Genomic DNA, 21,786 nt, shown 5'->3' with positions numbered 1-21,786 from the left:
CTCCTATACAGATGTTAGAGTAACATACGTATAGTAGTTTTTCAAGAAAAAGTGCTTCCTTTCCTTTTACCGAATTTTCTTAGGATTTGGTATTCTGCGTTGAGAAACCAACAATCCAAAGAAGGTCAAACCTGCCCCTATTGCCGAAACCAAGGTGATTTTTTCCTCCAAGAATAGCATTGCAAAGACGATAGTTATGACCGGGCTAAGATACAGGTAGGCCGAGCTTTGTATGGTCCCGATCGTCTTCAAGCCAAAATTCCAGGTAACAAAGCACAAGGCTGAGGCAACCACACCAAGGAAAAGAAAATGAAACAGATATTCTTTGCCAAGGAGTCTCCCCAGTTCCCACTTGCAGGGAAAAAGGATTTGCTGGCAAACCATGGCCAAAAAAGCATAGAAAAACATAGTTCTGGTGACAAGAAGCGTAGCGTACCCTTTGTTCGCAATCATTCTGGTTAACACTGAGTAGACTGCCCAGACCCCGATAGCGACAAAGGCCAGAAAATCCCCGAAGGGATTGAGTTTCAAATCTGTCTTACCGCTATAGCTCATCAAACAAATCCCAAAGATGGCAAGGGCAAACCCAATATAATACTGCAGATGCAGTTTTTCTTCCTTGAGGGCGAAACGGGAAGCCAACAAAGTCAAAAAAGGAGCAATCGATACGATTACACCGACATTCGACACTGAACTATAGGTTAGGGCTGTGTTCTCCATAAAAAAATAGACATACAGTCCACAAATACCGGCACCGGCAATCAAAAAGCGGTCTTTTTTTTCCTTGTAGATCATTTTTTTGGGGTTCAGGAAAGAAAGGATTATAAAAGCAAGAAAAGTACGGACCATGAGGATCTGCAGAGGGGAAAACCCAAAGAGCAATTTCTTTGTCGAGATGTAGGTAGTAGCCCAGACTACCACGGAAAACAAAACAGCAAGGTGTCCGATTACCTTGACCTGTCCCTTTGGTTCAATAAATTTTTGCATGATGAGCGGCAGTGTAGCTTCAATCCTTACATGTTGCAATGAGCCATGATATACTGAAGTCACCAGCGGAGGCATATATGTATAGTTACCGAAAAGAACTGTGGTTTCATATCAACACCAGGCGCGGACTAGTCAATATCACCGATGCCGTGCAGGAAGCAGTAACGGAAAGCGGAATCAGGGAAGGACTCGTTTTGGTCAATGCAATGAACATTACCTCGAGTGTCTTCATCAATGCCATTGAGAGCGGCCTGCACGAGGACTTTGAAATCTGGCTGGAAAAACTTGCCCCTGAAAACCCCCATGAGCAATATAAGCACAACAAAGGCTTGGAGCAGAATGCTGACGGGCATCTCAAACGAACCATCATGGGAAGAGAGGCTGTAATAGCCATAACCCAAGGCACCTTGGACTTCGGCAGCTGGGAGCAAATCTTCTACTATGACTTTGACGGGATGCGAGACAAACACGCACTGATCAAAATCATAGGGGAATAAACCGTTTCCAGACATTCCAATGAGAACATCACCTCTCTAGCCGTTCAAACCTTACATTGAGGTACCTGATAGCATCAATCAAACCAGTTTGCTTGATAGCAAGTGATAAATAGTAGAGGTATCTCGCAATTGGTATTCGATTTTCTCTATTAAACAATCCTAGCATAATTGCCTTTATAGCATGGGGGACATATTCCTGATATTTTATCGGTCAGCTAAAAATATGGGCTATATCATAATAATGATAAAAAAGGTATACTGCTTTTGAGTAGCTTATCTCGCTTCTCGTCTTGACTCCAATTATTTTGATAGTAATAAGAACCAGAAAATCAAATGACAGTATGGAACTACATCAAAGCGCTCACCCAATACATTATGCATTGGGATGTTACAATTTGGAGGACTTAATGGCTATTTTCAAGGACAATTTGCTGGTAAATCGAATTATCGCACTACTCATCGGGGGGTTGCTCGTATTTTTAATCATGACAGTGACTGTTGTACAGACAGGTAAAAAAGAAAATGCGAAAATGGCTATTGCACTAGACGCATCTCGCTATGACGCAGGAAGGCTTCTTGCTGATGCGAAAGCACAATTGGAAAGTAAAGAGTATGCTGCATCAAAGGAAACTCTGGAGAAGCTCTTTATTTTTCAACCAGGTTCTCCTGAAGCGGTTGAGGGTAAAACGCTGCTCACAAGCGTAGACACTGCTGAAGCTGCAGCTACGGCTAGATGGGAAGCAGCTTTGCCTCAGGTCAAGAAAGATTGGACAGAGACCCTGGTAGCTGAATTACGTGCAAAATCAGATAAAGAACGTGAGGAACTGGAAGCCAGCTTAGAAAAAACCATTACTCAGGCTTGGGCTAAGGCAGAATCAAAAGTTCGTACTACATGGGAAGAACTCGAAGGCTAATTTCCTGGTATTTGATCATGAAAACTCCAGCGACAACTTATCAATTATATTGATTACATTGTCTCCTGGAGTTTTTTTCTTTACCGGCCATGTGGCCAATTTCTCCCTCTGGTTTCCTATTCATTTCTCAAATAGGGAGGAATATCAACAAAACGAATTTTATTGCTTTCTTCTTGTCTCCATGAGACCCATAAGATAATAGGCTAGTTTTGCTGCAGTGTAGTCACAATGATAGAGCATCTTATTGGGGGCAAGCTCCACCACATCAGATCCTACGATGGTCCTTCCCTTAGTAAGGACATCCAACAAGGTAATGGCATCCCACCAAAAAAGGCCACCCGGATCAGGCGTTCCTGTAGCACTCATCAAAGAAGCATCAAAACCATCGACATCAAACGTTATATAGAGTTTCTCAGGGAAGGAATCAGGAAGCGTAAGCGAGGCGAGACCCGCTGGAGAATGTGCTAGCCTGTAGAGTTCCGAGGCATCATAAAAACCCACCTTATACTCGTTTCTAGCCGCAAGGTCTTCACTGCTGTAATTTCTTATCCCGACCTGGAACAAAGGAATCCCTGCTTCCACTGCACGGTACATGACAGATGCATGACTGAAGACGGAACCTTCATAGGAAGAGCGAAGATCCATATGAGCATCGAACTGCAAGATCCCGACACTCCCCTTCTCATACGTTGCAGTCAAGGCCATTACAGCTGCGTTGGTAACACTGTGCTCACCTCCTAGTAGCAAGGGAAAAGAGTTCTGGCCAAAGGCTTTTTCCATCAGGACAGAAGCTCGGGCAAACACCTCTTCAGGGCTCTTTTCATACGAACAGGAAACTGCATCATAGGTGTGAATCCCAAACGTACCTGGTTCGCCCATTCCCTCAACCAGTGTCTCCAGTTGACCGGAAGCCTCTACAATTGCCTTTGGTCCATTTGCAGTCCCTCCCATATAGGAGACAGTTGCTTCAAGGGGAACCTGGATTACATGAAACAGTGCATCTTCAACTCGGGTATTGGGATACTCAGAATCTAAAAAATAGGGTTGCATAGACACCTTCTTTACGATAAACGGTTACGATAGTCAGCATACGAGAAGTGTTTGACCACTTCATACATTCCATTTCGATATATGGCAATATCAGGGAGGCTTAATCCGTTGAACATGGTAGTCTTTACCATCGTATAGTGCATCATGTCTTCAAACACAAGCCGGTCCCCAACCTTAACAGTATCGCTAAGCAAATACTCTCCTACCCAATCCCCTGCCAGGCAACTTGACCCACCCAAACGCACGCGCTGTTTTCCCTCGGGAATTTCCCCACCCTCATAGATCGAAGCCCCCCTGAGACGAGGGGTATACGGCATCTCCAGACAATCAGGCATATGGGCTGCAAAGGAAGTATCAAGCATTGCCGTGGTTACACCATTATTGGTTACCATATCCAGAACCTCAGAAACCAACACCCCAGCTTCCCAGACATAGGCTGCCCCTGGTTCAAAAAACAGTTTGATATGGGGATATCTGTGGTGAAAATCCAAAACCGTTTTCCGAAAAAGCGGAAGGTCATACCCTTTTTTCGTAACCAGATGTCCACCCCCCAGATTCAACCAAGAGAGGCTTGGAAACAAGTGCCCATAGAGTTTTTCTATCTGCTGCAAGGTCTCAGCCATTGCATCTGCACCACTTTCACACAGGTTATGGGCATGGAGCCCAGAAATCCCGGCAGGAAGCGTTTGCAGAAGCGAAGAGGGAATTCCCAAGCGGGAACCAGGGCTGCAGGGGTTGTAGAGTTCGGTTTTTACCGGTGAGTACTCGGGATTTATGCGCAAACCAGCTAACGCGCCCCCCAACTGTTTTTCATAGCGATGATACTCATCCATAGAGTTGAACGTTACGTGGGAGGCTAGTTTCACCAAGGAGGAAAACTCGCTTGGGTGGTAAACCGGGGCATAGGCGTGCACTTCCTTAAAATATTCAGAGGCGAGCAAGGCTTCATTGAGGGAACTCGCGGTGGCCCCTTTGGCACAAAGGGCAAGCTCAGGAAAGACTGCGTGCATCCCAAAACCCTTTAGGGCAAGCAGGAAGGTGCATGGCAACTCCTCCTGCAGGTTTGCAATTACCCTAAGATTACGTAAAAAATCGTCATACTCCAGCACAAAGGAGGGAGTGTGCACTACCTTACCTACATCAAGCATTGGAAACTCCAGGTTTGGGAAACGCCAACTTTCCATCAAGTACCAACTCCCAGGGAAGGCCCAGCTGGGGAAGCAACTCCATGAAAGGATCGGGGTCAAATTGTTCCATATTCCAAACCCCAGGTTTCTTCCAAACACCCTGGGCAAGCAATCGACCACCGATTGAAGCCGGTACTCCCGTAGTAAAGGACACCCCTTGCGCCTTGGCATCCCGATATGCCATCTGATGACTGCAATTGTTGTAAATGAAGACTGTATGCTCCTCTCCCTGCTTCAGACCACGGATCTGGCACCCGATGGAGGTCTGGCCTTCATAATGTTCACCCAAAGAGGAAGGCTCAGGCAATACAGCCTTGAGAAATTGCAAAGGTTGGATTTCGATTCCGTTGAATTTGATAGGTTTTATACTGGTCATCCCTACGTTTTCCAAAACCTGCAGATACGTGATGTACTGTTGGGAAAAAGTCATCCAAAACCTTGCTCTCTTGATAGTTGGGTAGTGCTTGACCAACGATTCCAGTTCTTCATGGAACAGCAGGTAAGATTCCTTGGGTCCAACCCTTGGATACTCTACACTCTGGTGTATCTCCAAAGGCTCCGTAATTTTCCAGACACCGTTCTCCCAATACTTTCCATGCTGGGTAATCTCACGGATGTTGATCTCCGGATTGAAGTTCGTGGCAAAACTCTTCCCATGGTCCCCTGCATTGCAATCGACTATGTCAAGATAGTGAATCTCATCCAGATAATGCTTTGCAACATAGGAAGTGAAGACATTGGTGACCCCTGGGTCAAATCCACTTCCAAGGATTGCAGTTAGGCCGGCTTTTTTGAATTTTTCCTGGTACGCCCATTGCCAGGAGTATTCAAACTCCGCCTTGTCCTTTGGCTCATAGTTGGCGGTATCGACATAATGTACTCCGGTCTCTAGACAGGCCTGCATAATGGAAAGATCCTGATAGGGCAACGCTACATTGATGACCAGATCGGGTTTGAAACTTGTCATCAGTTTGCATAAGGCTTTCACATCGTCAGCATCGACGCTCGCTGTCTCGACAGCGACTGGGGAGCACTCCTTTGCAATGGCATCGCATTTTTCCTTTGTCCTGCTTGCAAGCAAGATTGTTTCATAGAGATCATCCATCCGCGCAGATTTTCTCGCAACTACATTTCCGACACCACCAGCACCTATTATCATCAATCGTTTTTTCATTGCAGCTCAGTCCTCCTGGTCGGTTTCATAATAGGTATAGCCTCTCAAGCCTGCAGTATATGCGGAAATAATCTTCCTTCGCTGCTGGGTTGTGATCAGGCCATCCTGTACGGCACGTTCCGCTTTCGTACGAATCTTTGCTTCAAGCTGTTTGGGGTCATATTCAACATAACTCAGTACATCTGCCACAGTATCACCCTCAAGTTCATTATGAAGCAAGAACTTCCCCTCTTCATCATAGGTTATGCTCACCACATTGGTATCACCAAGGAGGTTGTGAAGGTCTCCCAACGTTTCCTGATAGGCACCCACCAGGAATACCCCCAAAATATAATCATCATCTTCTGGAGGCGTATGGAGAGGCAAGGTTGTGTTGTGGTCGCTTCTTCCGATGAACTGGTCTATTTTTCCTTCGCTATCACAGGTAATATCAGAAAGGATTGCCTTTCTATCAGGTTTTTTATCCAATAGGTGAATCGGCATGATCGGGAAAAGCTGGTCAATGGCCCATACATCCGGCAAAGACTGGAACAGGCTGAAATTACCATAGAAAATATCAGACAGCTGATGCTCCAGTTCTTTAATCTGAGGCGAAAGATATGCTCCTTTTGCTTCCATTTTGTAGATAGCTGCAATAATCGACCAATAGAGATGTTCAGCAACTGCCCTTTCCCGCATATTGACCGTACCATACAGGAATTTGTTACGAATTTCCTCACGATAGTAGTTCAAGTCGTTGAGACATTCTTGCGTATTCTTTTCATTGAGCATTTCCCTGACATAGAGCAGGTTGTCCAAAGCTGGAAGCAGTTCCTCGGGAATTTCCTCTTCCTTTTGGTTTTCATCCCAGAAAATATTGGTGTCGAGAATGTTGAAAAGCAAGACAGAGTAATAGGAGACCAAAGCTCGACCCGATTCACTAATAATAGTAGGGTGAGGAATTTTGGTTTCTTTGCAGATGGACATTATTTCTTCCACTATGTCATCGCAATACTCTTTGGTCGTATAGTTTCGACTGTTGCTTGAATTGCTCCTGCTCCCGTCGTAGTCGATGGCAAGCCCCCCGCCTATATCCAAAAGTCCCATGGGTGCACCCTCGTGGATCAACCCGGCGTAGAATCGGGTAGCCTCGGTAGCACCTATACGGATATCATGGATATTGGGAATCTGGGAGCCAAGGTGATAATGCAACATCTTGAGACAATCAAGCATCCCTTCCCGTTTCAAGGTATCTACGACAGTAATGACCTGGGTGGTATTCAGTCCAAACACGCTGCGGTCTCCACCGGAGTCTGTCCAGTGTCCGCTGGCTACCGTTGAGGGCTTCATGCGGATACCGATATTTGGTTTGATCTTCAGTACGCGGGCACGTTCAAGGATTATCTCGGTTTCACCTGGCATTTCAATGACCAAGACGGTATTGATCCCCAAGGAAATCCCGCGAAGGGCCAAATCGATATACTCCTCGTCCTTGTAGCCGTTGCAGATGATACATGCCTCAGGATCATCAATATAGGCCTGAGCGGCAATGAGTTCAGCCTTGCTCCCCGTCTCCAGCCCATGATGGTACTGCTTTCCGTATTTTGTTATTTCTTCTACAACTTGTTGCTGTTGGTTGACTTTAATGGGATAGACTCCCCGGTAGCATCCCTGATAACCAACATCCTTGATGGCCTGTGCAAAGCTTTCATTGATATGTTGGATCCTGTCATCGAGAATATTGCTGAACCTGAGTAAAACAGGGAGTTTCATCCCCCGTTCCTGCAAGCCTTTGGCTATTTTCAAAAGGCTGATGGAAGACAAAGGGGACCTGTCCTTTAACCGCACCTCGACTTCTCCGTCAGCATTTATATGGAAATAACCATTTCCCCACTCCTCGATACGGTAGAGTGCCGCGGCATCCTCGATACTCCAAGTTTCGGTACGTGTATGTTCCATGCTCACTCCTTGTTGTCTTGCAAGTATACTAAAAAAAATGAAGAGCGGACACCTTGCAGGCATATAGGGAAAACCAACTGCTTCCTTCGCCGTTCTTCCCGCTTAAAAGATATGCAAGGCAAGAGGGAAAAAAGATGAAGATTCTGCAGGGAAAAGCCAATCAGTCTGCAAGGTGACTGGTTGTTTTGACTTGCAACCAACCTTTCAAAAAAATGTAATGCGCGCCATGCTAGTGCTTTCCACTTTTTTCAAATCTGGTCACTTGCATTGGCAATTGCTTTCAATAGAATGTTTTTAACTAGTGAAGAACGATACCATAATATCCAAAAAAGCTATAAAACAGGCTCCCTGCAATGAGGGAGCCTGTCATTTTAATTTCAGTTTGCTGTTGTCAGCTTATTTGTACGAACCAGTAAGGGTGAAGGTTCCATTGGGAAGAATCTGGACAACCTCATTGGTTTCGGGATTGAATCCCATCCAGACGAAAACGCCTGATACTTTTCCATTAGCCTTTACACCTGACACTTTCGAGTTTTTTGCATTCCAGTTCATATTGATCTCAGCGCCAAACAGACTTCCTTTAAGATTTCCATTGGCATCAAGGCTCAGAATGACATTCCCATAATCATCGACGATATTGATTACACTATGGTTTGACCCACCTATCTCACCGGTAACAGGATCGAGATTGTAGTTGGTGATGTTTGTCATGACCACATTCTTGCCATTGAGCAAATCCCAATCCGATACGATAGTCCCTCCGTACGGGCCATACTGGTAGCTATAGAGCGTTTCCTCGATTGTCTTATGGTGATTGCTATTTCCCATGTCCTGAGTAACGACATTCGCATAATCCTGATACAGATTGACCGTCGCGGTAAACGCCGTCCTCGTAGTGTCTACAGAAGCCAACTCTTCCTGACTTGATACAGCTCCCAGTTTACGACTCGTCGCTGCAGCGCCCTGCAACGTAGCATCGGATAGATCACATCCGATAAAACTGACTAGAATTACGAGAATTGTAGCAACAATGAACAGATTCTTGATTTTTTTGGTACCCATACTTTTCTACCCATCCCTTTTTTTATTTCATTGTAATAATTTAACTGCATTTTAATGACTTGTCAAATTTAATTCACAACTATTAGCCCAGCTGTAGCTGAATGCACAGGTACTATAGAGCAATGCTGTGGGACAAGGAAGGGATACAGGCTGTTTTGTTACAGAAAGTTGCCTGCCCAGTGGAAACCTGTAGAAGGCATAGGATTATAAAACAGCTATGACTTTGCTCGCATGTATGATAAACACACAGGTAACAAAGTCATAGATGGGTAAGAAATCACAATTTTCAGATAGTTTCTTTCAAGACATCCCTGCGATAAGCTTGCAGGCCTGCATCAATGCACCTGACAGCCCTAGCAAGATCGTGGGTATTCAGAACATAGGCAATGCGGACCTGTCTTCGACCGATGCCTTTGGTTACATAGAAATCCTCGCAGGGAGCAACCATCACCGTTTCTCCATCTAGGTTGAAATCCTTGAGCATGAACACGGCAAAACGCTCTGCGTCATCTACCGGGAGCTCGGCTACCAGATAAAAAGCACCCTTGGGGCAACTACATTTCACCCCGTCGATTTGCTGTAGGCCCTCAACGATGAAGTCCCTGCGTTTTTCATATTCGGCCTTGACTTCCACCAAGTAGGAATCATCGGTATCAAGGGCTGCCCGAGCAGCTACCTGCTCGATATCGGGAGGACAAAGCCTTGCCTGGGCAAGTTTAAGCGCGCTTTCCAGCACATTTTTATTTTTGCTGATCAAGGCGCCAACACGGGCTCCGCACATACTATACCGCTTGGAGAAGCTGTCAACACAGATTACCCTATCTGCGTACTCAGGAAATGCCAAGACACTGGAGAAACTTTTCCCATCGTAACAGAACTCCCGATAGACTTCGTCAACGATCAAAAAGATGTCATGCTTCTTGACCAGTTTCAAAAGCTGGGTCAACTCCTCAGCAGAATAGATATACCCAGTAGGGTTGTTCGGGCTGCAGAGAAGTATAGCCCCGGTCTTCCTGGTAATTTTCTTCTCGAATTCCGAGATATCGGGAAGGGCAAAACCATCCTCTAACTTACTGGTAACCGGTACCAGACTTACCATGGCAATATTTGCAAAGGAAGAAACGTTCGTGTAATAAGGCTCGGGGATGATTATCTCATCATACGGATCGCATAACGTCATGAAAGCAAACTGCAAGGCTTCGCTGCCTCCGGTAGTGATAAGGATATCCTCGCTTTTCACATCCAGGCCATATTTTTTGTAATAGGCAGGCAACGCATCACGAAGTTCCTGGCGACCTTCGCTGTTTCCATAGGCAATGATTGGTTCATCATAGTTGTGGACAGCATCGATAACCTGGGAAGGTGTCTTGATATCGGGCTGACCGATATTCAATGGGTATACTCTGATTCCCCTCTGTACCGCTTCGCGGGCAAAGGGGGAAAGACGTCTGATAGGGGAACATTGAAATCCTGAAATACGGTTGGACATTCTCATAATGGTAACTCCAGCGGTGGTATGGGGACAATCTTTCAGACCTTGCCTACGGCAAGATCCAAGAGAAGCGGTGTAACCCGGTACCGAAACAACCTGATAAGGTTAGTCGCGGTCCGGGTCCATAGCGCTGGCACCCGGGACCCTAGCTTGTGGATTTGCCTGGCTGTTGTCGATAAGGATCTGGATGAACTTACGGTTATCCAGCAACGGGCTAATCGAACGGCCATGGTGAAGTCTGCTAATTACCCTTGCAAACAATTCAGTTATATCAGCCTGGACATACCATTCTTTATCCAGTAGGTCATGCCCATGGTACACTGCATTGGTACCGATAATACGGAAGAAAACCCCTTCCTTATAGGCAGCATCGAAAGCCTCGACTGCGTTGCCATTGAACATAGGGAGGCTTACCATACAGATAATCTTTTTGGCACCGAGGTTCATCAGCTCACGCATGGCGAGGATCATGGTACCACCGGTAGCAATCATGTCATCTGCAATCAGAACAGTTTTTCCATGCACATCACCAAGAAGGTTGATGCTCTTTATATTGGAATGCTTTGCATCCTTGCTGACAATCGAATAGTCACGTTCTTTGTATAACATTGCCAGAGGCCTATGCAATGACTGGGCATAGAATTTATTCCTGCTGATAGCCCCGGTATCGGGGGCAACCACGACCAAGTCAGGGTCACTGAAATCAATCAGCTTGTGCAGGGCAATGAGTGTCTGGTAGGAACCATGAAGGTTCTCAAGATGTAGGTTCGAGAAACTGTTTTCAATCTCCCGGCTATGGATATCGAGGGTAATGATACGTTCGACCCCGAGCATCTCACAAATACGGCCAAACATAGCAGCAGTGAGGGCTTCACGACCGGATTTCTTGTGCTGGCGTGCATACGGATAGGTCGGAAGCACCAAGGTTACGCTTTCAGCACCTGCAAGCTGGATGGCATTGATCGTAGTCAAAAGGAACATCAAGTGGTCATTGACCGAAAGATGAATCGGTTCGTCGGAACCTGCGACCTTGACCGGCTCCATATTGGAGAGATCATACACGATAAATACGCGTAGGCCTCTGACAGCATCAAGGATCTCAGCCTTTTCCTCACCATTGGCAAACCTTGTATATTTGACCCTGATGGAAAAATCGGGGCACTGGAAGGAAGCGGGACATTTGCTTCTGGGAATTTTCTTGTTGTTCAAATCATCCAGAAATGTCACTGCCTTCAGAATCTCTTCCTCAGACATTCCATGCCTTTTAGCCATTGAGGCAGAGAGCTTTTCATATCGTTCGAGGTAAAGACGGCGCAAATGTTTTACAACTTTGCTGGTAAAATACTCTGATCCGGGACCTGCGATAACCCCGAGCTTATGTGGTTTGATGATGCTCATGCGCAAACCATACAACAACGCCAATGAAAGTTCAATCCATTTTCCTATCCAAAACCCTACTCAGATGACAGGTTTTTGATAAATTATGCATAACTAAAACTTTTTAAAAAAAACTTTCGGGTTCCTAAGAAATACACGTTTTAATGATCTGGAGCAATATCTATAGAAAGCTGGCAAAATGGCATGAACCGAACAATCATGTATAAAAAGATTAAACAAAAAGAAATGGCCAACCTTTATTTTTCCAGCGGAATCAATATCTCGAAGATGGTTTTCCCCTCATTGAGTAGAGAATATCCTTTGACCTTCCATCCATGGCTATCCACGATGGATTTTACCGAGGCAAGGCCCAGCCCAGTGCCTTCCCCTTTCCTGGCCTGATCACCGCGATAAAAGGGTTCGAACATATGTTCACTGAGGCTGGGGCTCAAGGGTTGCAGATAGTAGTTGGAAAATCCAAGGCAAATACCTACATCACAATACCTGCAGAACATAGTAACAGGTTTTGAGGGCAATCCGTAACGGATACTGTTCTGCAATAGGTTTTCCATGGCACGGGAAAGCAAATCAGGGTCATAGGCGACACGGATAGCTTCATCAATGGCAAGGTCAGCAGTAAAAGCATAGTTTTGCAGATTGGCTTCATCTTGCTGCAAAATGACAAAATCTCTCAGATACGGGACAAGCGGCCTCTCAACCAGTTCATCCCGGAATGCCATATTCGACAATTTGATATACCCTATGAGATGGGAAATCCTCTGTTCAAGCAACTTTCCCTTGGCATGGATGATATGTACATATTTTTCCTGGGTTTTCGTGTCGGTTGCCAAGCCATCGAGCAAGGCCTCGCTATATCCTGTAATAGAGGCCAAAGGGGTTTTCAAATCATGGGAAACCCCCATGAAAAACCTCATCTGCCTATCCTGTTCTTCCTTGACTTTCAAGCGCATGAGATCAAAAGAATTGGCAAGGGAAACAAACGTATCATCCCCTTTGATTACAATAGGGGTTTCCAGATCGCCCTGGGCAATACGCCTGGTCCCTTTTTCCAGTTGATTGATCGAGTTATTGATCGTCCGGATTGTCAAGGAAGACAGAATTGTGAGAAAGAGGATAAAGGAACCCATGATGACAAATCCTGTAAAGGGCATGAAAAATATATTGTTGTCGGTACCGGCCATCAGGGAATACAGATATCCATCAGGCAACTCAATATTCTTGGAGAAAACAAGGTGCTTACGTATGGTTTTCCCCAACGAAACATTATTCAATACTGAGCCTTTGTGATACACGATGTCGCCATCTGCATTGAAAACATAACAAAATATCTCTTCAGGGAATTGTTGGGCGATTGCAACGATTTCATCGAGCGATTGCACCGATTCAATCTCTTGGACCAGTGCCTTGTTCCCTGTTATTCCAAACCTATATTGCAAAAAACTCGGGGAGTAGAACAACACGACCAGCGAAGAAACCAAGACTGGTACGACGAAGGCCCCTAAGATGATGATGACAAACCTATTCTTCAGTTTCACTGTACCAACTCCCGAGAAAACAAGTACCCCTTGCCGTGGATCGTCTTTATATATCGGGGGTTTTTGAAATCATTCTCAATCTTTTTCCGTATGCGCTGAACATATACGGAAACTGCCGTGGTGTCCCCAAACTCCTGATCCCAGATCTGGTCATAGATCTCCTTCAGGGAGAAAGCTACCCCGTTATGCTCGACCAGCAACCGAAGGATTTCGAATTCCCTGGCCGAGAGAGGAATGAGGTCCTCCCCTTTTTTGAGATTGTACCCATGGTAATCCAAGCTGAACGGCCCAAAACGGTACATTTTTCGTTCATCTTCTGAAAAGACCATGCTCCTGCGCAAGAAGGCACGGACCTTTGCAGAGAGAACCTTAGGACTGAACGGTTTTGTGACAAAATCATCGGCTCCTACCCCTAGGGCCATGATGACATCTTCATCAGATTCCCTGGCAGAAACCACGACCACGGGAATGGTAGAACCCTTCCTGAACTGCTGGAGGAACTCAAACCCATCCTTGCCTGGCAGATTGATATCGAGAATGATCAAATCCACAGCATTTTCCTCAAGGAAAATTAGCCCCTTCTCAGCCGAATTGACCAAGAAGGAATCAATGCCTTCCTTTTTCAGATAGAGTTGCACCAACTCAGCGATTTCTATTTCATCCTCGATAATCAATACGTTTGCTCTCATATCAGAAGTCTGTGCCTCCCAGGGTAAAGCCCAGTGATGCCGAAATCGACCGGCCTATTGGTGAGAACTGGTCCCCCAAACCACCATACAGGTAATTCAGCCCAAAGGCCATTGAAATATAATCGACGGGCTTCCAAGTCAGGCTAGGTTTCAACCACCCCGAGAGGTCTCCCATATTCCCGATCCAGAACAACCCAGCCGAAAGGGAATCGGTAAGGGAAACCGAGACAGAACTTGCTGCATAATGGGACTCATTGCTACTGACAGCTGTCGGTTCCCCATTGTAGTAGTACTGGGCGGCAAACGAGAAGCCAAAGTCGCTTTCACTGGAGGACCAGGAGAACTGGGCTCCCAAGGTACCTTGAAAATATAATCTGGAGTCACCATATTTGGTAACGGCCTCGCCAAAAATCGAAATATCTTTGATTCCCGAGGAAACGGTAACCATAACAGCAGGGTCTTGCCCGTCTTGGTAGAAAGCACCGAAACCGACTTCACTCTGGCCAAAGACTTTCTCATAGTTACCTGCCAAGGCAAGATCTGTTACAGCAAACCCATCAGGGGGAAGGATTACATAGCCATAGAGATTGTCAACTCCCAAAGGCATATTCGCCTTGACGGCCACAGGCCCTTCAAGCTCTGCACTAGGGTCGGAGGGGTCAATCTCAGTGACATTGAGCAAATCAGCGGGGCTGAAGAAATATCCTACGCCCCAGGCAATGGTCTGCTTGCCAACACGGAAAAATATCTGGTCATCGATATTGAAGTCGCTGAACAGTTCCCTAAGATTTACGGTCAAGGAATCACTGCCATTAGCTTGGGAATACGAAACATCGGCCTTCCCGTACACCCTGATATCAGTATCTGGGCGTGCATCAAAATAAAAGGTGGAGTTCATCTTCGATGAGAGTGTTTTGACCGTAGCATCAGTCTCCAGGTTCTTGAACCAGGCAGGAGTAACCGAAAAGGAATAAGAACCTCCAATCTTCAATCCATCTGCATTGGTAAGAAGCAAATCACTGAGGGAAAGATCTGTCTCTGTTGCTTCTTCTACCACCCTATCCCCACCAAAGAGGTCCGAAGAAGAATCGCCGCCAAACAGGGCGTCTTCGCTTGAAAGGACAGCATCCCCACCAAAGAACAAATCATCCTCACTCGAGGCAAAAGCAGGGAAGGAAACCAGCAAGGAAAGCATCAGGCATACGAGAAAGTACTGCGAAGGTTTACTATGCATTTTATTTCTCCTAGTTGTTTACACGTTCGACATACGACTTGGTGAACACTGAATCAGCGATATCTTTAAAGGAGATATCACTGATCGAGATCGTAGTCTTTTTCCCTGCAATCAGTTCATCGACAAATATCATCTTCGTAGGAATGTAGTTACCTTCTGACTTGGTGTAGAAAGGATAGTAACTCGTCCTCATAAGCCTACCGCTGGCACTATAGTCCTCGCTTTTCAAAACCAGGGTATTTTCCCGCGTTACCCATAGCTTGCGCTTGGGGTAGGTCACTTCGTTGTTGAGGGCTTCGATTACCAGGATATATACGGAAAAGTTGCCAAGCTTCCCGTCTTCGATGGATACAACCTTGTAATCATTGGCAAGGGAAGAGCTATTGAAGTCCGAATTATTGGCATCGGACTGGTTGAACTGGTCTTTCATGGAAGTATGGGAGAACTTGCGGCTCTCAGGGTCGTAAAACCAGAGGTTGTCATCAATCATCAGATACCCCTGCCCTTTCTTGACAACCGGCTCCTTTATGAGAAGCAGGAATTTGTCATCGTCGTCGCTGCGGAATTGCAATACCTTGGTTTTCTCGATACCTGTTTCAGGATCCTCACTGATCATCGTCATGAGAGCAGAAAAATCCTTCCCTCCCAGATTCGAAAGGTTGTCTATATCTGCAAGCATAGCCTGTCCCTCTGCCAAGGTTGCGGCCCCAAGGGTAGAGGAAACCAGCAAAACACCTATCACCAACAGTGTCAAATATCGTTTCTTGATTTTCATATGCATTCTTTTTCCTTATATATCTCTTACCATGCTATGCGCGAAGGGCATCGGCAGGTTGTAATCGGGCAGCCTTTCTAGCCGGTGACCATACGGCAAGCAACGTGATCACCACAATAATGAAGGTAATCATCACCATATTCGAAAACACCACAGGAACCGCGACATGGCCTTGGTCCAGGATTAGGGCAAAAGGCGAACCATCAGCAAACCTGATCATCTTTATGATTGTCGCTACCACCAGTTCAGCTGCGATACCGAAAACCACTCCCCTCAGGGCAAGAATCAGGCCTTCCAGAAGGAACAACTTGGAGATATCCTTTTTCTGCATGCCAATGGCACGCATCGTCCCAATTTCCCTCGTCCTTTCAATCATAATCATCCTGAAGGTATTCATCAGCCCGACCATCGTGATCAAAAGCATTATGAAAAACACCCCCAAAGCTATTCCATTGAGTATCGCCACAATCTGAGCGACCATATCCATGAAGTCATTCAAATTTCCTACATTGAACCGTGTTCCGCTCCAAACCTCTTCGTTTTCATCGGAACCGAACATTGCCCCGGCCATACCCCCCTGCGACATGAGCGATTCGCTCTCATCAGGTTTTGGCTTCAGCGTGGAGCCCTGGAGGACTATCGCATCCTCGATTTCTTTCGAGATGGAATTGATCTGGTTGATATCCTTGAGCACAAGGTTATACGATTGGTATTCATCGGGGGCCAGACCAACCAGCTCGTTTATATATCCGATATCGGCATAGGCAGTGGAAAACCCAAGCCCAAGGGTGTCTTTGGTTATTGCAACGATGGTAAACTCGCCAACATTTGCTTGGCCGGTGACAGTTGTCAGGCTGATAAGAATCTCTTCGTTAAGTTCAACCCCTAGATCCTTCGCTGTTTCCTGGGGCAGCACAATCGTTCCCTTTTCCCTTATGCGGTCAAGTGACCCCTCGAGTATTTCCAGAGAATCGACCAACGATTGTTCCTGGTCCCAATGCACGCCATAGAGAATCCCTGTAGTCGATTTGGAACGGAATATAAAGTTGCCGGTGATGGTAGAGCGCTTCTGCGACTCAGCGATAGAATCGCTGAACTGTGGAATTACTGCATCAAGTACCTCAGGGTTCGCAATCTGGTTTGCAACTTTACCGCTATCGAGCAATACTTCGCCGGTAAGGTAGATATGCCCTCCGAGAGCCGACTCAAAATTCTTTTCAGTCGTCTTGATAAGCCCTTGGGTAAGACTGTTGACCAAAATAATCATCATCACGCCGAAGGCAATGGCAAGAGCGAGGAGATTGCTCCTTCTCTTCTGCCTCGAAACGTTTCTATACGCTATTTTCCATAGATTCATATGTATCAACCTTTATTCATAGCTTCGAGCGGACTGACCTTCAAGGCCACTGATACTGGGTAGAGACTTGCTATCAATCCGACAACCGAAACGGTAATAAGTGAAAGCACTATTGCCTGGAAGGAAACGACAGGGCGGAACACATCGCCTCCGAGAAGGATTTGCATGAATTGATTCGGTGCCTGGATGCCAACCCCTCGCAACACCAACAGGATGATAATTCCGAGGATGACTCCGATAACACCGAACACAAGGGTAATCATCAGAGTTTCCAAAGATATCATCTGCCGCACAAAGCTTTTCTTTGCCCCTATGGCACGCATGGTTCCGATTTCCCCATACCGTTCAGAAACCGAGATGACCAAGGTATTCATGATAACAATCACGGCAACGATGGCAATGACAAAAAGCAGGACATTGAACACAATGCTCAAGGTGTCTGCAAGTTGGGCACTCATACCAGCACCATCAAGCCAATTCCACGCCTTTGCTTCGATGTTATTGTCCGTAAAATAGGTGTTCAACTCTTTCACGACCTTTTCTGCCTTGTTCTGGTCGGTAACTTTGACCAAAAGATAATTCCAGGCATTGGGGTCGGTTTCATTGAGGAAGGCACGCTGCGAGGTATCACCCAGTATGTTTGTCCAATCATCGACAGAGGATTCGAGGAAACTACTTTCTGTCTCGGCACTATCGGACACGAAAAATGCATCGTCCCCTCCAAGCGGGGAGGAACCAAACAGGCTTTCCTCGTCCAAGGCACCGAGAGAAGAGGCTTCTTCCCCGGTGAGGTTGAGAGAATTGGCAGTATTAAGCACCATGCCGTTGAGAATGCGCAATGTATCCTGGTCAATGAAACAGACATAGGACAGGTCAAAGGAAGCATCGCCATAGTCATGTATTCCCTTGACTGTCACTTCCCTGATTTTTGCACCAGAAACAGTATTCATTGAAGTAAGGACTATCGAATCGCCCACCTGGATATCATTGCCAGAACTTTGCTTAAACATATCGGCTACCATTTTTGACAATACGATTCCGCTTTCCCCTTCTTTGAGGAATTCCCCATCCGTAAGTTTTACTCCGGTTGGAAACAAGTTCTGGTAGGAGGTACTGTCAAGGCCGAAAAGAATCATGAAAGATTCACCGACATCATTCCATTTACCCAATGCAACACCATTAATCTGGCCTGTAGTCCCGGTAACCTCGCTTAGGCTCTCGACATGTTTCTGGATTGCCGGAAAGTCAGGAAGGATTTTCGGAGTCGATTCAAACAATTCGTTTGAAATGATCAGGGAGGGATCTTTAATCGCCGAAGAGGCGATGAACAGATTGCCTGTATAGTTCTGGATATAGTTTTTCTCGATACCCTTCTTGATAGTATCGGTAAAGCTGTTTCCCACAACCAAAATCGCTATTCCCAACGTAATGAGAACACCGATGATCAAGGTCTTTGCCTTATGTTCCTTCAGGTTCCTGAAGGCAATTTTTATCAATACTCCAAGCATCAGTTGCTCCCATTCTTTTTCCGCTCGTTGCGGACGATTGTGCCATCCTTCAATACAATCACGTGGTCTGCAATATCGACAATGGTCTGATCGTGGGTCGAAAAGATGAACGTAGTCCCTACATCCTTGTTCATCTTCTTCATCAAAGCGATGATCGACTCCCCTGTTGTAGAATCCAGATTTGCCGTTGGCTCATCTGCCAGGACAATCAGCGGCTTGGTAACCAAGGCACGTGCAATTGCGACCCGCTGTCGCTGCCCACCGGAGAGTTCATTGGGTCTATGCTTTCTCCAGTTCTCAAGTCCTACCGTTTCGATGAGATAGTCAATCCATTCCTTTCGTTCTGCCTTAGTTACTTTTGAAGAATTATCCAGCAGGAGAGGAAACTCAATATTTTCATAGATATTCAAAACCGGTATCAGATTGAAACTCTGGAAGATGAATCCAAGGGTCTGGTGACGAAGAAGGGTAATCTCTTTGTCCTTCAGTCCACTGGTAGCCTTTCCGTTAATCCTTACCGTTCCTTCAGTCGGGGTGTCGATACAACCGATCATGTTGAGAATCGTAGATTTCCCTGATCCCGACGGACCGGCTATTGAGATAAAATCACCCTTCAGTATTTCGAAGGAAACCCCTTTTACGGCATGTACTTCAGTTTTTCCCAACGGATATACTTTATAAACATCTTCCAAAGATACTATGGCTTCTAGATTTTTATCCATTTTATGCTCCTTCAAAAAAACCAGCTGCAGACTCGGTCCTTTCTCCACTTCAATATACAGAAGTTTTTCAATCATATGAATATAAGGGCCATTAACAGAAATAACAATTTGTTAGAATAGGTAGAAAAGCAGACAATCTGAACCAATAAGACACTTTCTTCCTTGAAATAATTTTTTTTATTTTTTTTCATACTCACGAAGGTGTCGCTCAGAGTAAAAGCCATCACACGAAATATTTGCATATATTTGATACAATTATAACATTTTTAGCAATTTCTCGGGAAGCAAATGCCGCTTTCAGCAAAACCGGATGCCCGTAAAAACACTATTTTTCAACAGTTTTTTGATTTCGCAAGCCCTTTACCAACATGCCGTAAACTTGTTACCTTTTTCCTGATATGAAAGCAATAATGAGTATTTTCCAGATTATAGGTAGCTTAGGCTTATTCCTCTATGGCATAAAACTACTAAGTGAAGGACTCCAGAAATCCGCTGGGGACAAGATGAAAGCCATCCTAAGGCTTATGACAAAAAACCGGTTGATTTCCGTAATGACCGGTATCCTCATCACAATGCTCATACAAAGCTCCTCGGCTACCACAGTCATGGTAGTCAGCTTTGTGAATGCAGGGCTGATGGATCTCATCCAGGCAATCGGGGTTATCCTCGGGGCCAATATAGGAACCACCTTCACAGGCTGGCTCGTCGCAATTCTCGGTTTTAAACTCGATATTTCAGCGCTTGCCTTGGTGGCAATTGCCTTTGCTGCACCGATGATGTTCTCCAAGAAAAACAAAACCAGGGAAATCGCAGATATTTTATTGGGGTTCGGACTTCTTTTCCTTGGATTGAATTCAATGCAACACGCAATGCCCGACATTACCGGCAATGTCGGGGTTCTTTCCTTCCTTGAAAAATTCAATGGCGACTCCATTCTCATGGTCTTGACGTGTCTCTTGATAGGGACAGTCGTTACGGTTGTCGTTCAGTCTTCTTCAGCCGCTATGGCCATGACCCTTACCATGGCCTTCAATGGATGGCTTGGGGTATCTGCCTCCGCGGCCTTGATCTTAGGATCGAACATTGGTACCACCATTACCGCATATCTTGCCTCGATCGGAACAAGTACGACGGCTAAGCGGGCAGCCTGGGCCCATATCATGTTCAATGTCACCGGTAGTCTTTTGGCAGTAGTCTTTTGGCAGTAGTCTTTTTCAAACCACTGCTTCATATTGTCAACCTTATAACCCCAGGAGATATTTTCTCCATGACAGGGACTGCACTCTCCAAAGAATTACCGCTCTTTCTGGCCATGTTCCATACCTTTTTCAATGTTATCAACACAATTGTGTTTTTCCCCTTTGTCCGACAGTTTGCAAAACTTATTGAAAAACTCGTTCCGGCAAAAGCCGAATACGATGAAGGGACCTACCACTTTACCTACATCGGTGGTACGTTCATCGATAGCCCTGAGTTGTATCTGCTAACTATCAGGGATGAGATTCGCAAGATGGCAAACCTTGCCTGCAATATGCTCAGCCGTTACCGCAATATGTTCAACAACAAGGAAGTGAACATGGAAGCCGAGGTACTGGCAATGAAAAAAGATGAGGAATATGCAGACCAGATGCAGGAACAGCTTTCCAATTTCTGCGTCCACCTTTTGCAAGATTCCCAGACTCCTACGAATGCCTCGACGCTCAACTGTTTGATCCGTGTTATGGATGAACTGGAATCGGTAACCGACAGCTGTTACAACCTGGCTATGCTCAGCCAACGACGATACCAGCAAGGTTGGACATTCGAACTTTCCATCGCCAGTGACCTGAACCAATATGAACTGCTCGTCCAGGAATTCCTCGATTATATCCGCGACCGCATGGACAGGACCCTTACAAAGGCCGAAATGCAGAAGGCCAACGAGTTCGAGGAACAGATCAATACCTGGAGGAACCACCTCAGCGACATGGTTCAGGAACGCCTTACCAGCGGGAATGCCGATGTACGCATTGAGTTGCTGATCCTTGAGAAGATCAGGCACCTTGAGCATATCGGTGACTACTGTACCAATATCGCAGAGACGTATCACCAAGCAGTGAAACACACTCCTGTCTTGCAGAAACGTTCAGGAAATACCACAAGTCACCTTGTCTAGGCCATAAAGCCGTAGGCAAATCATTAAAAAACCTTGCAATCTAAGGACTGCAAGGTTTTTTTCTGTGCTTGTATTCTGAACTTTTGGCATGAAACCGCAAAGGTTTCATAGC

The 21,786-nt window shown here is 45.8% G+C and carries 19 protein-coding genes; 4 read left to right on the top strand and 15 right to left on the bottom strand.

Features of this window, described 5'->3' with window-relative positions:
* Window positions 1-66: 66 nt before the first annotated feature.
* Window positions 67-987 carry a DMT family transporter gene (locus SPIGRAPES_RS14575; RefSeq protein ID WP_155816775.1) on the bottom strand — a complete coding sequence of 307 codons (921 nt, stop codon included), beginning with the start codon at window positions 985-987 and terminating at the stop codon, window positions 67-69.
* Window positions 988-1,064: 77 nt separating this feature from the next.
* Between SPIGRAPES_RS14575 and SPIGRAPES_RS14570 the strand changes: the two genes are divergently transcribed.
* Window positions 1,065-1,484 (top strand): secondary thiamine-phosphate synthase enzyme YjbQ, encoded by a 420-nt coding sequence (locus SPIGRAPES_RS14570; RefSeq protein ID WP_014271519.1) that lies wholly within the window; start codon window positions 1,065-1,067, stop codon window positions 1,482-1,484.
* Between the two features lie 407 nt (window positions 1,485-1,891).
* Complete coding sequence (locus SPIGRAPES_RS14565) at window positions 1,892-2,398, top strand: hypothetical protein (RefSeq protein WP_014271518.1); 507 nt, start codon at window positions 1,892-1,894, stop codon at window positions 2,396-2,398.
* A 159-nt stretch (window positions 2,399-2,557) separates the two neighbouring features.
* On the opposite strand, the gene SPIGRAPES_RS14560 is transcribed toward SPIGRAPES_RS14565, so the two are convergent.
* From SPIGRAPES_RS14560 to SPIGRAPES_RS14495, 14 genes are all read right to left on the bottom strand, one after another.
* Window positions 2,558-3,448, bottom strand: coding sequence for an agmatinase family protein (locus tag SPIGRAPES_RS14560; RefSeq protein WP_014271517.1), 891 nt, complete (start codon window positions 3,446-3,448; stop codon window positions 2,558-2,560).
* An 11-nt stretch (window positions 3,449-3,459) separates the two neighbouring features.
* Window positions 3,460-4,596 carry a carboxynorspermidine decarboxylase gene (gene nspC, locus SPIGRAPES_RS14555; RefSeq protein WP_014271516.1) on the bottom strand — a complete coding sequence of 379 codons (1,137 nt, stop codon included), beginning with the start codon at window positions 4,594-4,596 and terminating at the stop codon, window positions 3,460-3,462.
* A complete protein-coding gene (locus SPIGRAPES_RS14550) occupies window positions 4,589-5,809 on the bottom strand; it encodes a saccharopine dehydrogenase family protein (RefSeq protein WP_014271515.1) in 1,221 nt (406 codons plus the stop codon). The genes nspC and SPIGRAPES_RS14550 overlap by 8 nt, the downstream gene beginning before the upstream one ends.
* A 6-nt stretch (window positions 5,810-5,815) precedes the next feature.
* Window positions 5,816-7,747 carry a biosynthetic arginine decarboxylase gene (gene speA, locus SPIGRAPES_RS14545; protein ID WP_014271514.1) on the bottom strand — a complete coding sequence of 644 codons (1,932 nt, stop codon included), beginning with the start codon at window positions 7,745-7,747 and terminating at the stop codon, window positions 5,816-5,818.
* Between the two features lie 396 nt (window positions 7,748-8,143).
* Window positions 8,144-8,809 (bottom strand): hypothetical protein, encoded by a 666-nt coding sequence (locus tag SPIGRAPES_RS14540; RefSeq protein WP_014271513.1) that lies wholly within the window; start codon window positions 8,807-8,809, stop codon window positions 8,144-8,146.
* Between the two features lie 286 nt (window positions 8,810-9,095).
* Window positions 9,096-10,304, bottom strand: a complete 1,209-nt coding sequence (locus tag SPIGRAPES_RS14535) for a pyridoxal phosphate-dependent aminotransferase (protein ID WP_014271512.1) — start codon at window positions 10,302-10,304, stop codon at window positions 9,096-9,098.
* A 102-nt stretch (window positions 10,305-10,406) separates the two neighbouring features.
* Entirely contained in the window at window positions 10,407-11,699 is a 1,293-nt protein-coding gene (gene prs / locus SPIGRAPES_RS14530) for a ribose-phosphate diphosphokinase (protein WP_041384724.1), read from the bottom strand.
* A 236-nt stretch (window positions 11,700-11,935) separates the two neighbouring features.
* On the bottom strand, window positions 11,936-13,234 hold the full coding sequence (locus tag SPIGRAPES_RS14525) for a HAMP domain-containing sensor histidine kinase (RefSeq protein WP_014271510.1): 1,299 nt from the start codon (window positions 13,232-13,234) through the stop codon (window positions 11,936-11,938).
* Complete coding sequence (locus tag SPIGRAPES_RS14520; protein WP_014271509.1) at window positions 13,231-13,923, bottom strand: response regulator transcription factor; 693 nt, start codon at window positions 13,921-13,923, stop codon at window positions 13,231-13,233. Before SPIGRAPES_RS14520 ends, SPIGRAPES_RS14525 begins: the two co-directional genes overlap by 4 nt.
* Before the next feature lies 1 nt (window position 13,924).
* Entirely contained in the window at window positions 13,925-15,157 is a 1,233-nt protein-coding gene (locus SPIGRAPES_RS14515; protein WP_014271508.1) for a hypothetical protein, read from the bottom strand.
* Between the two features lie 10 nt (window positions 15,158-15,167).
* Window positions 15,168-15,932 carry an outer membrane lipoprotein-sorting protein gene (locus SPIGRAPES_RS14510; RefSeq protein ID WP_041385415.1) on the bottom strand — a complete coding sequence of 255 codons (765 nt, stop codon included), beginning with the start codon at window positions 15,930-15,932 and terminating at the stop codon, window positions 15,168-15,170.
* Between the two features lie 34 nt (window positions 15,933-15,966).
* A complete protein-coding gene (locus tag SPIGRAPES_RS14505) occupies window positions 15,967-17,289 on the bottom strand; it encodes an ABC transporter permease (protein ID WP_014271506.1) in 1,323 nt (440 codons plus the stop codon).
* A 5-nt stretch (window positions 17,290-17,294) separates the two neighbouring features.
* The gene (locus SPIGRAPES_RS14500; RefSeq protein WP_014271505.1) at window positions 17,295-18,797 is read right to left on the bottom strand and encodes an ABC transporter permease; all 1,503 of its coding nucleotides are present in this window, start codon (window positions 18,795-18,797) and stop codon (window positions 17,295-17,297) included.
* Window positions 18,797-19,519 carry an ABC transporter ATP-binding protein gene (locus SPIGRAPES_RS14495; RefSeq protein WP_041384720.1) on the bottom strand — a complete coding sequence of 241 codons (723 nt, stop codon included), beginning with the start codon at window positions 19,517-19,519 and terminating at the stop codon, window positions 18,797-18,799. The genes SPIGRAPES_RS14500 and SPIGRAPES_RS14495 overlap by 1 nt, the downstream gene beginning before the upstream one ends.
* Before the next feature lie 398 nt (window positions 19,520-19,917).
* Here SPIGRAPES_RS14495 and SPIGRAPES_RS17400 point away from each other — a divergent pair, with 398 nt between their 5' ends.
* Window positions 19,918-20,727: a Na/Pi cotransporter family protein gene (locus SPIGRAPES_RS17400; RefSeq protein WP_245535443.1), complete on the top strand. Its 810-nt coding sequence runs from the start codon at window positions 19,918-19,920 to the stop codon at window positions 20,725-20,727.
* A 59-nt stretch (window positions 20,728-20,786) separates the two neighbouring features.
* On the top strand, window positions 20,787-21,674 hold the full coding sequence (locus SPIGRAPES_RS17395) for a PhoU domain-containing protein (protein ID WP_050805788.1): 888 nt from the start codon (window positions 20,787-20,789) through the stop codon (window positions 21,672-21,674).
* Window positions 21,675-21,786: the final 112 nt, after the last annotated feature.

Origin of the sequence: Sphaerochaeta pleomorpha str. Grapes, assembly GCF_000236685.1 — a bacterium.
Taxonomy (GTDB): domain Bacteria; phylum Spirochaetota; class Spirochaetia; order Sphaerochaetales; family Sphaerochaetaceae; genus Sphaerochaeta; species Sphaerochaeta pleomorpha.
The sequence above is the reverse complement of the archived record's forward strand: the minus strand, read 5'-3'. Positions and strand labels throughout refer to the sequence as shown.

Excerpts from the sequence above, each read along its gene's own strand:
- SPIGRAPES_RS14575 (WP_155816775.1), bottom strand. The coding sequence starts at position 987 with ATGCAAAAATTTATTGAACCAAAGGGACAGGTCAAGGTAATCGGACAC.
- SPIGRAPES_RS14570 (WP_014271519.1), top strand. The coding sequence starts at position 1,065 with ATGTATAGTTACCGAAAAGAACTGTGGTTTCATATCAACACCAGGCGC.
- SPIGRAPES_RS14565 (WP_014271518.1), top strand. The coding sequence starts at position 1,892 with ATGGCTATTTTCAAGGACAATTTGCTGGTAAATCGAATTATCGCACTA.
- SPIGRAPES_RS14560 (WP_014271517.1), bottom strand. The coding sequence starts at position 3,448 with ATGCAACCCTATTTTTTAGATTCTGAGTATCCCAATACCCGAGTTGAA.
- nspC (WP_014271516.1), bottom strand. The coding sequence starts at position 4,596 with ATGCTTGATGTAGGTAAGGTAGTGCACACTCCCTCCTTTGTGCTGGAG.
- SPIGRAPES_RS14550 (WP_014271515.1), bottom strand. The coding sequence starts at position 5,809 with ATGAAAAAACGATTGATGATAATAGGTGCTGGTGGTGTCGGAAATGTA.
- speA (WP_014271514.1), bottom strand. The coding sequence starts at position 7,747 with ATGGAACATACACGTACCGAAACTTGGAGTATCGAGGATGCCGCGGCA.
- SPIGRAPES_RS14540 (WP_014271513.1), bottom strand. The coding sequence starts at position 8,809 with ATGGGTACCAAAAAAATCAAGAATCTGTTCATTGTTGCTACAATTCTC.
- SPIGRAPES_RS14535 (WP_014271512.1), bottom strand. The coding sequence starts at position 10,304 with ATGAGAATGTCCAACCGTATTTCAGGATTTCAATGTTCCCCTATCAGA.
- prs (WP_041384724.1), bottom strand. The coding sequence starts at position 11,699 with ATGAGCATCATCAAACCACATAAGCTCGGGGTTATCGCAGGTCCCGGA.
- SPIGRAPES_RS14520 (WP_014271509.1), bottom strand. The coding sequence starts at position 13,923 with ATGAGAGCAAACGTATTGATTATCGAGGATGAAATAGAAATCGCTGAG.
- SPIGRAPES_RS14515 (WP_014271508.1), bottom strand. The coding sequence starts at position 15,157 with ATGCATAGTAAACCTTCGCAGTACTTTCTCGTATGCCTGATGCTTTCC.
- SPIGRAPES_RS14510 (WP_041385415.1), bottom strand. The coding sequence starts at position 15,932 with ATGAAAATCAAGAAACGATATTTGACACTGTTGGTGATAGGTGTTTTG.
- SPIGRAPES_RS14505 (WP_014271506.1), bottom strand. The coding sequence starts at position 17,289 with ATGAATCTATGGAAAATAGCGTATAGAAACGTTTCGAGGCAGAAGAGA.
- SPIGRAPES_RS14500 (WP_014271505.1), bottom strand. The coding sequence starts at position 18,797 with ATGCTTGGAGTATTGATAAAAATTGCCTTCAGGAACCTGAAGGAACAT.
- SPIGRAPES_RS14495 (WP_041384720.1), bottom strand. The coding sequence starts at position 19,519 with ATGGATAAAAATCTAGAAGCCATAGTATCTTTGGAAGATGTTTATAAA.
- SPIGRAPES_RS17400 (WP_245535443.1), top strand. The coding sequence starts at position 19,918 with ATGAAAGCAATAATGAGTATTTTCCAGATTATAGGTAGCTTAGGCTTA.
- SPIGRAPES_RS17395 (WP_050805788.1), top strand. The coding sequence starts at position 20,787 with ATGACAGGGACTGCACTCTCCAAAGAATTACCGCTCTTTCTGGCCATG.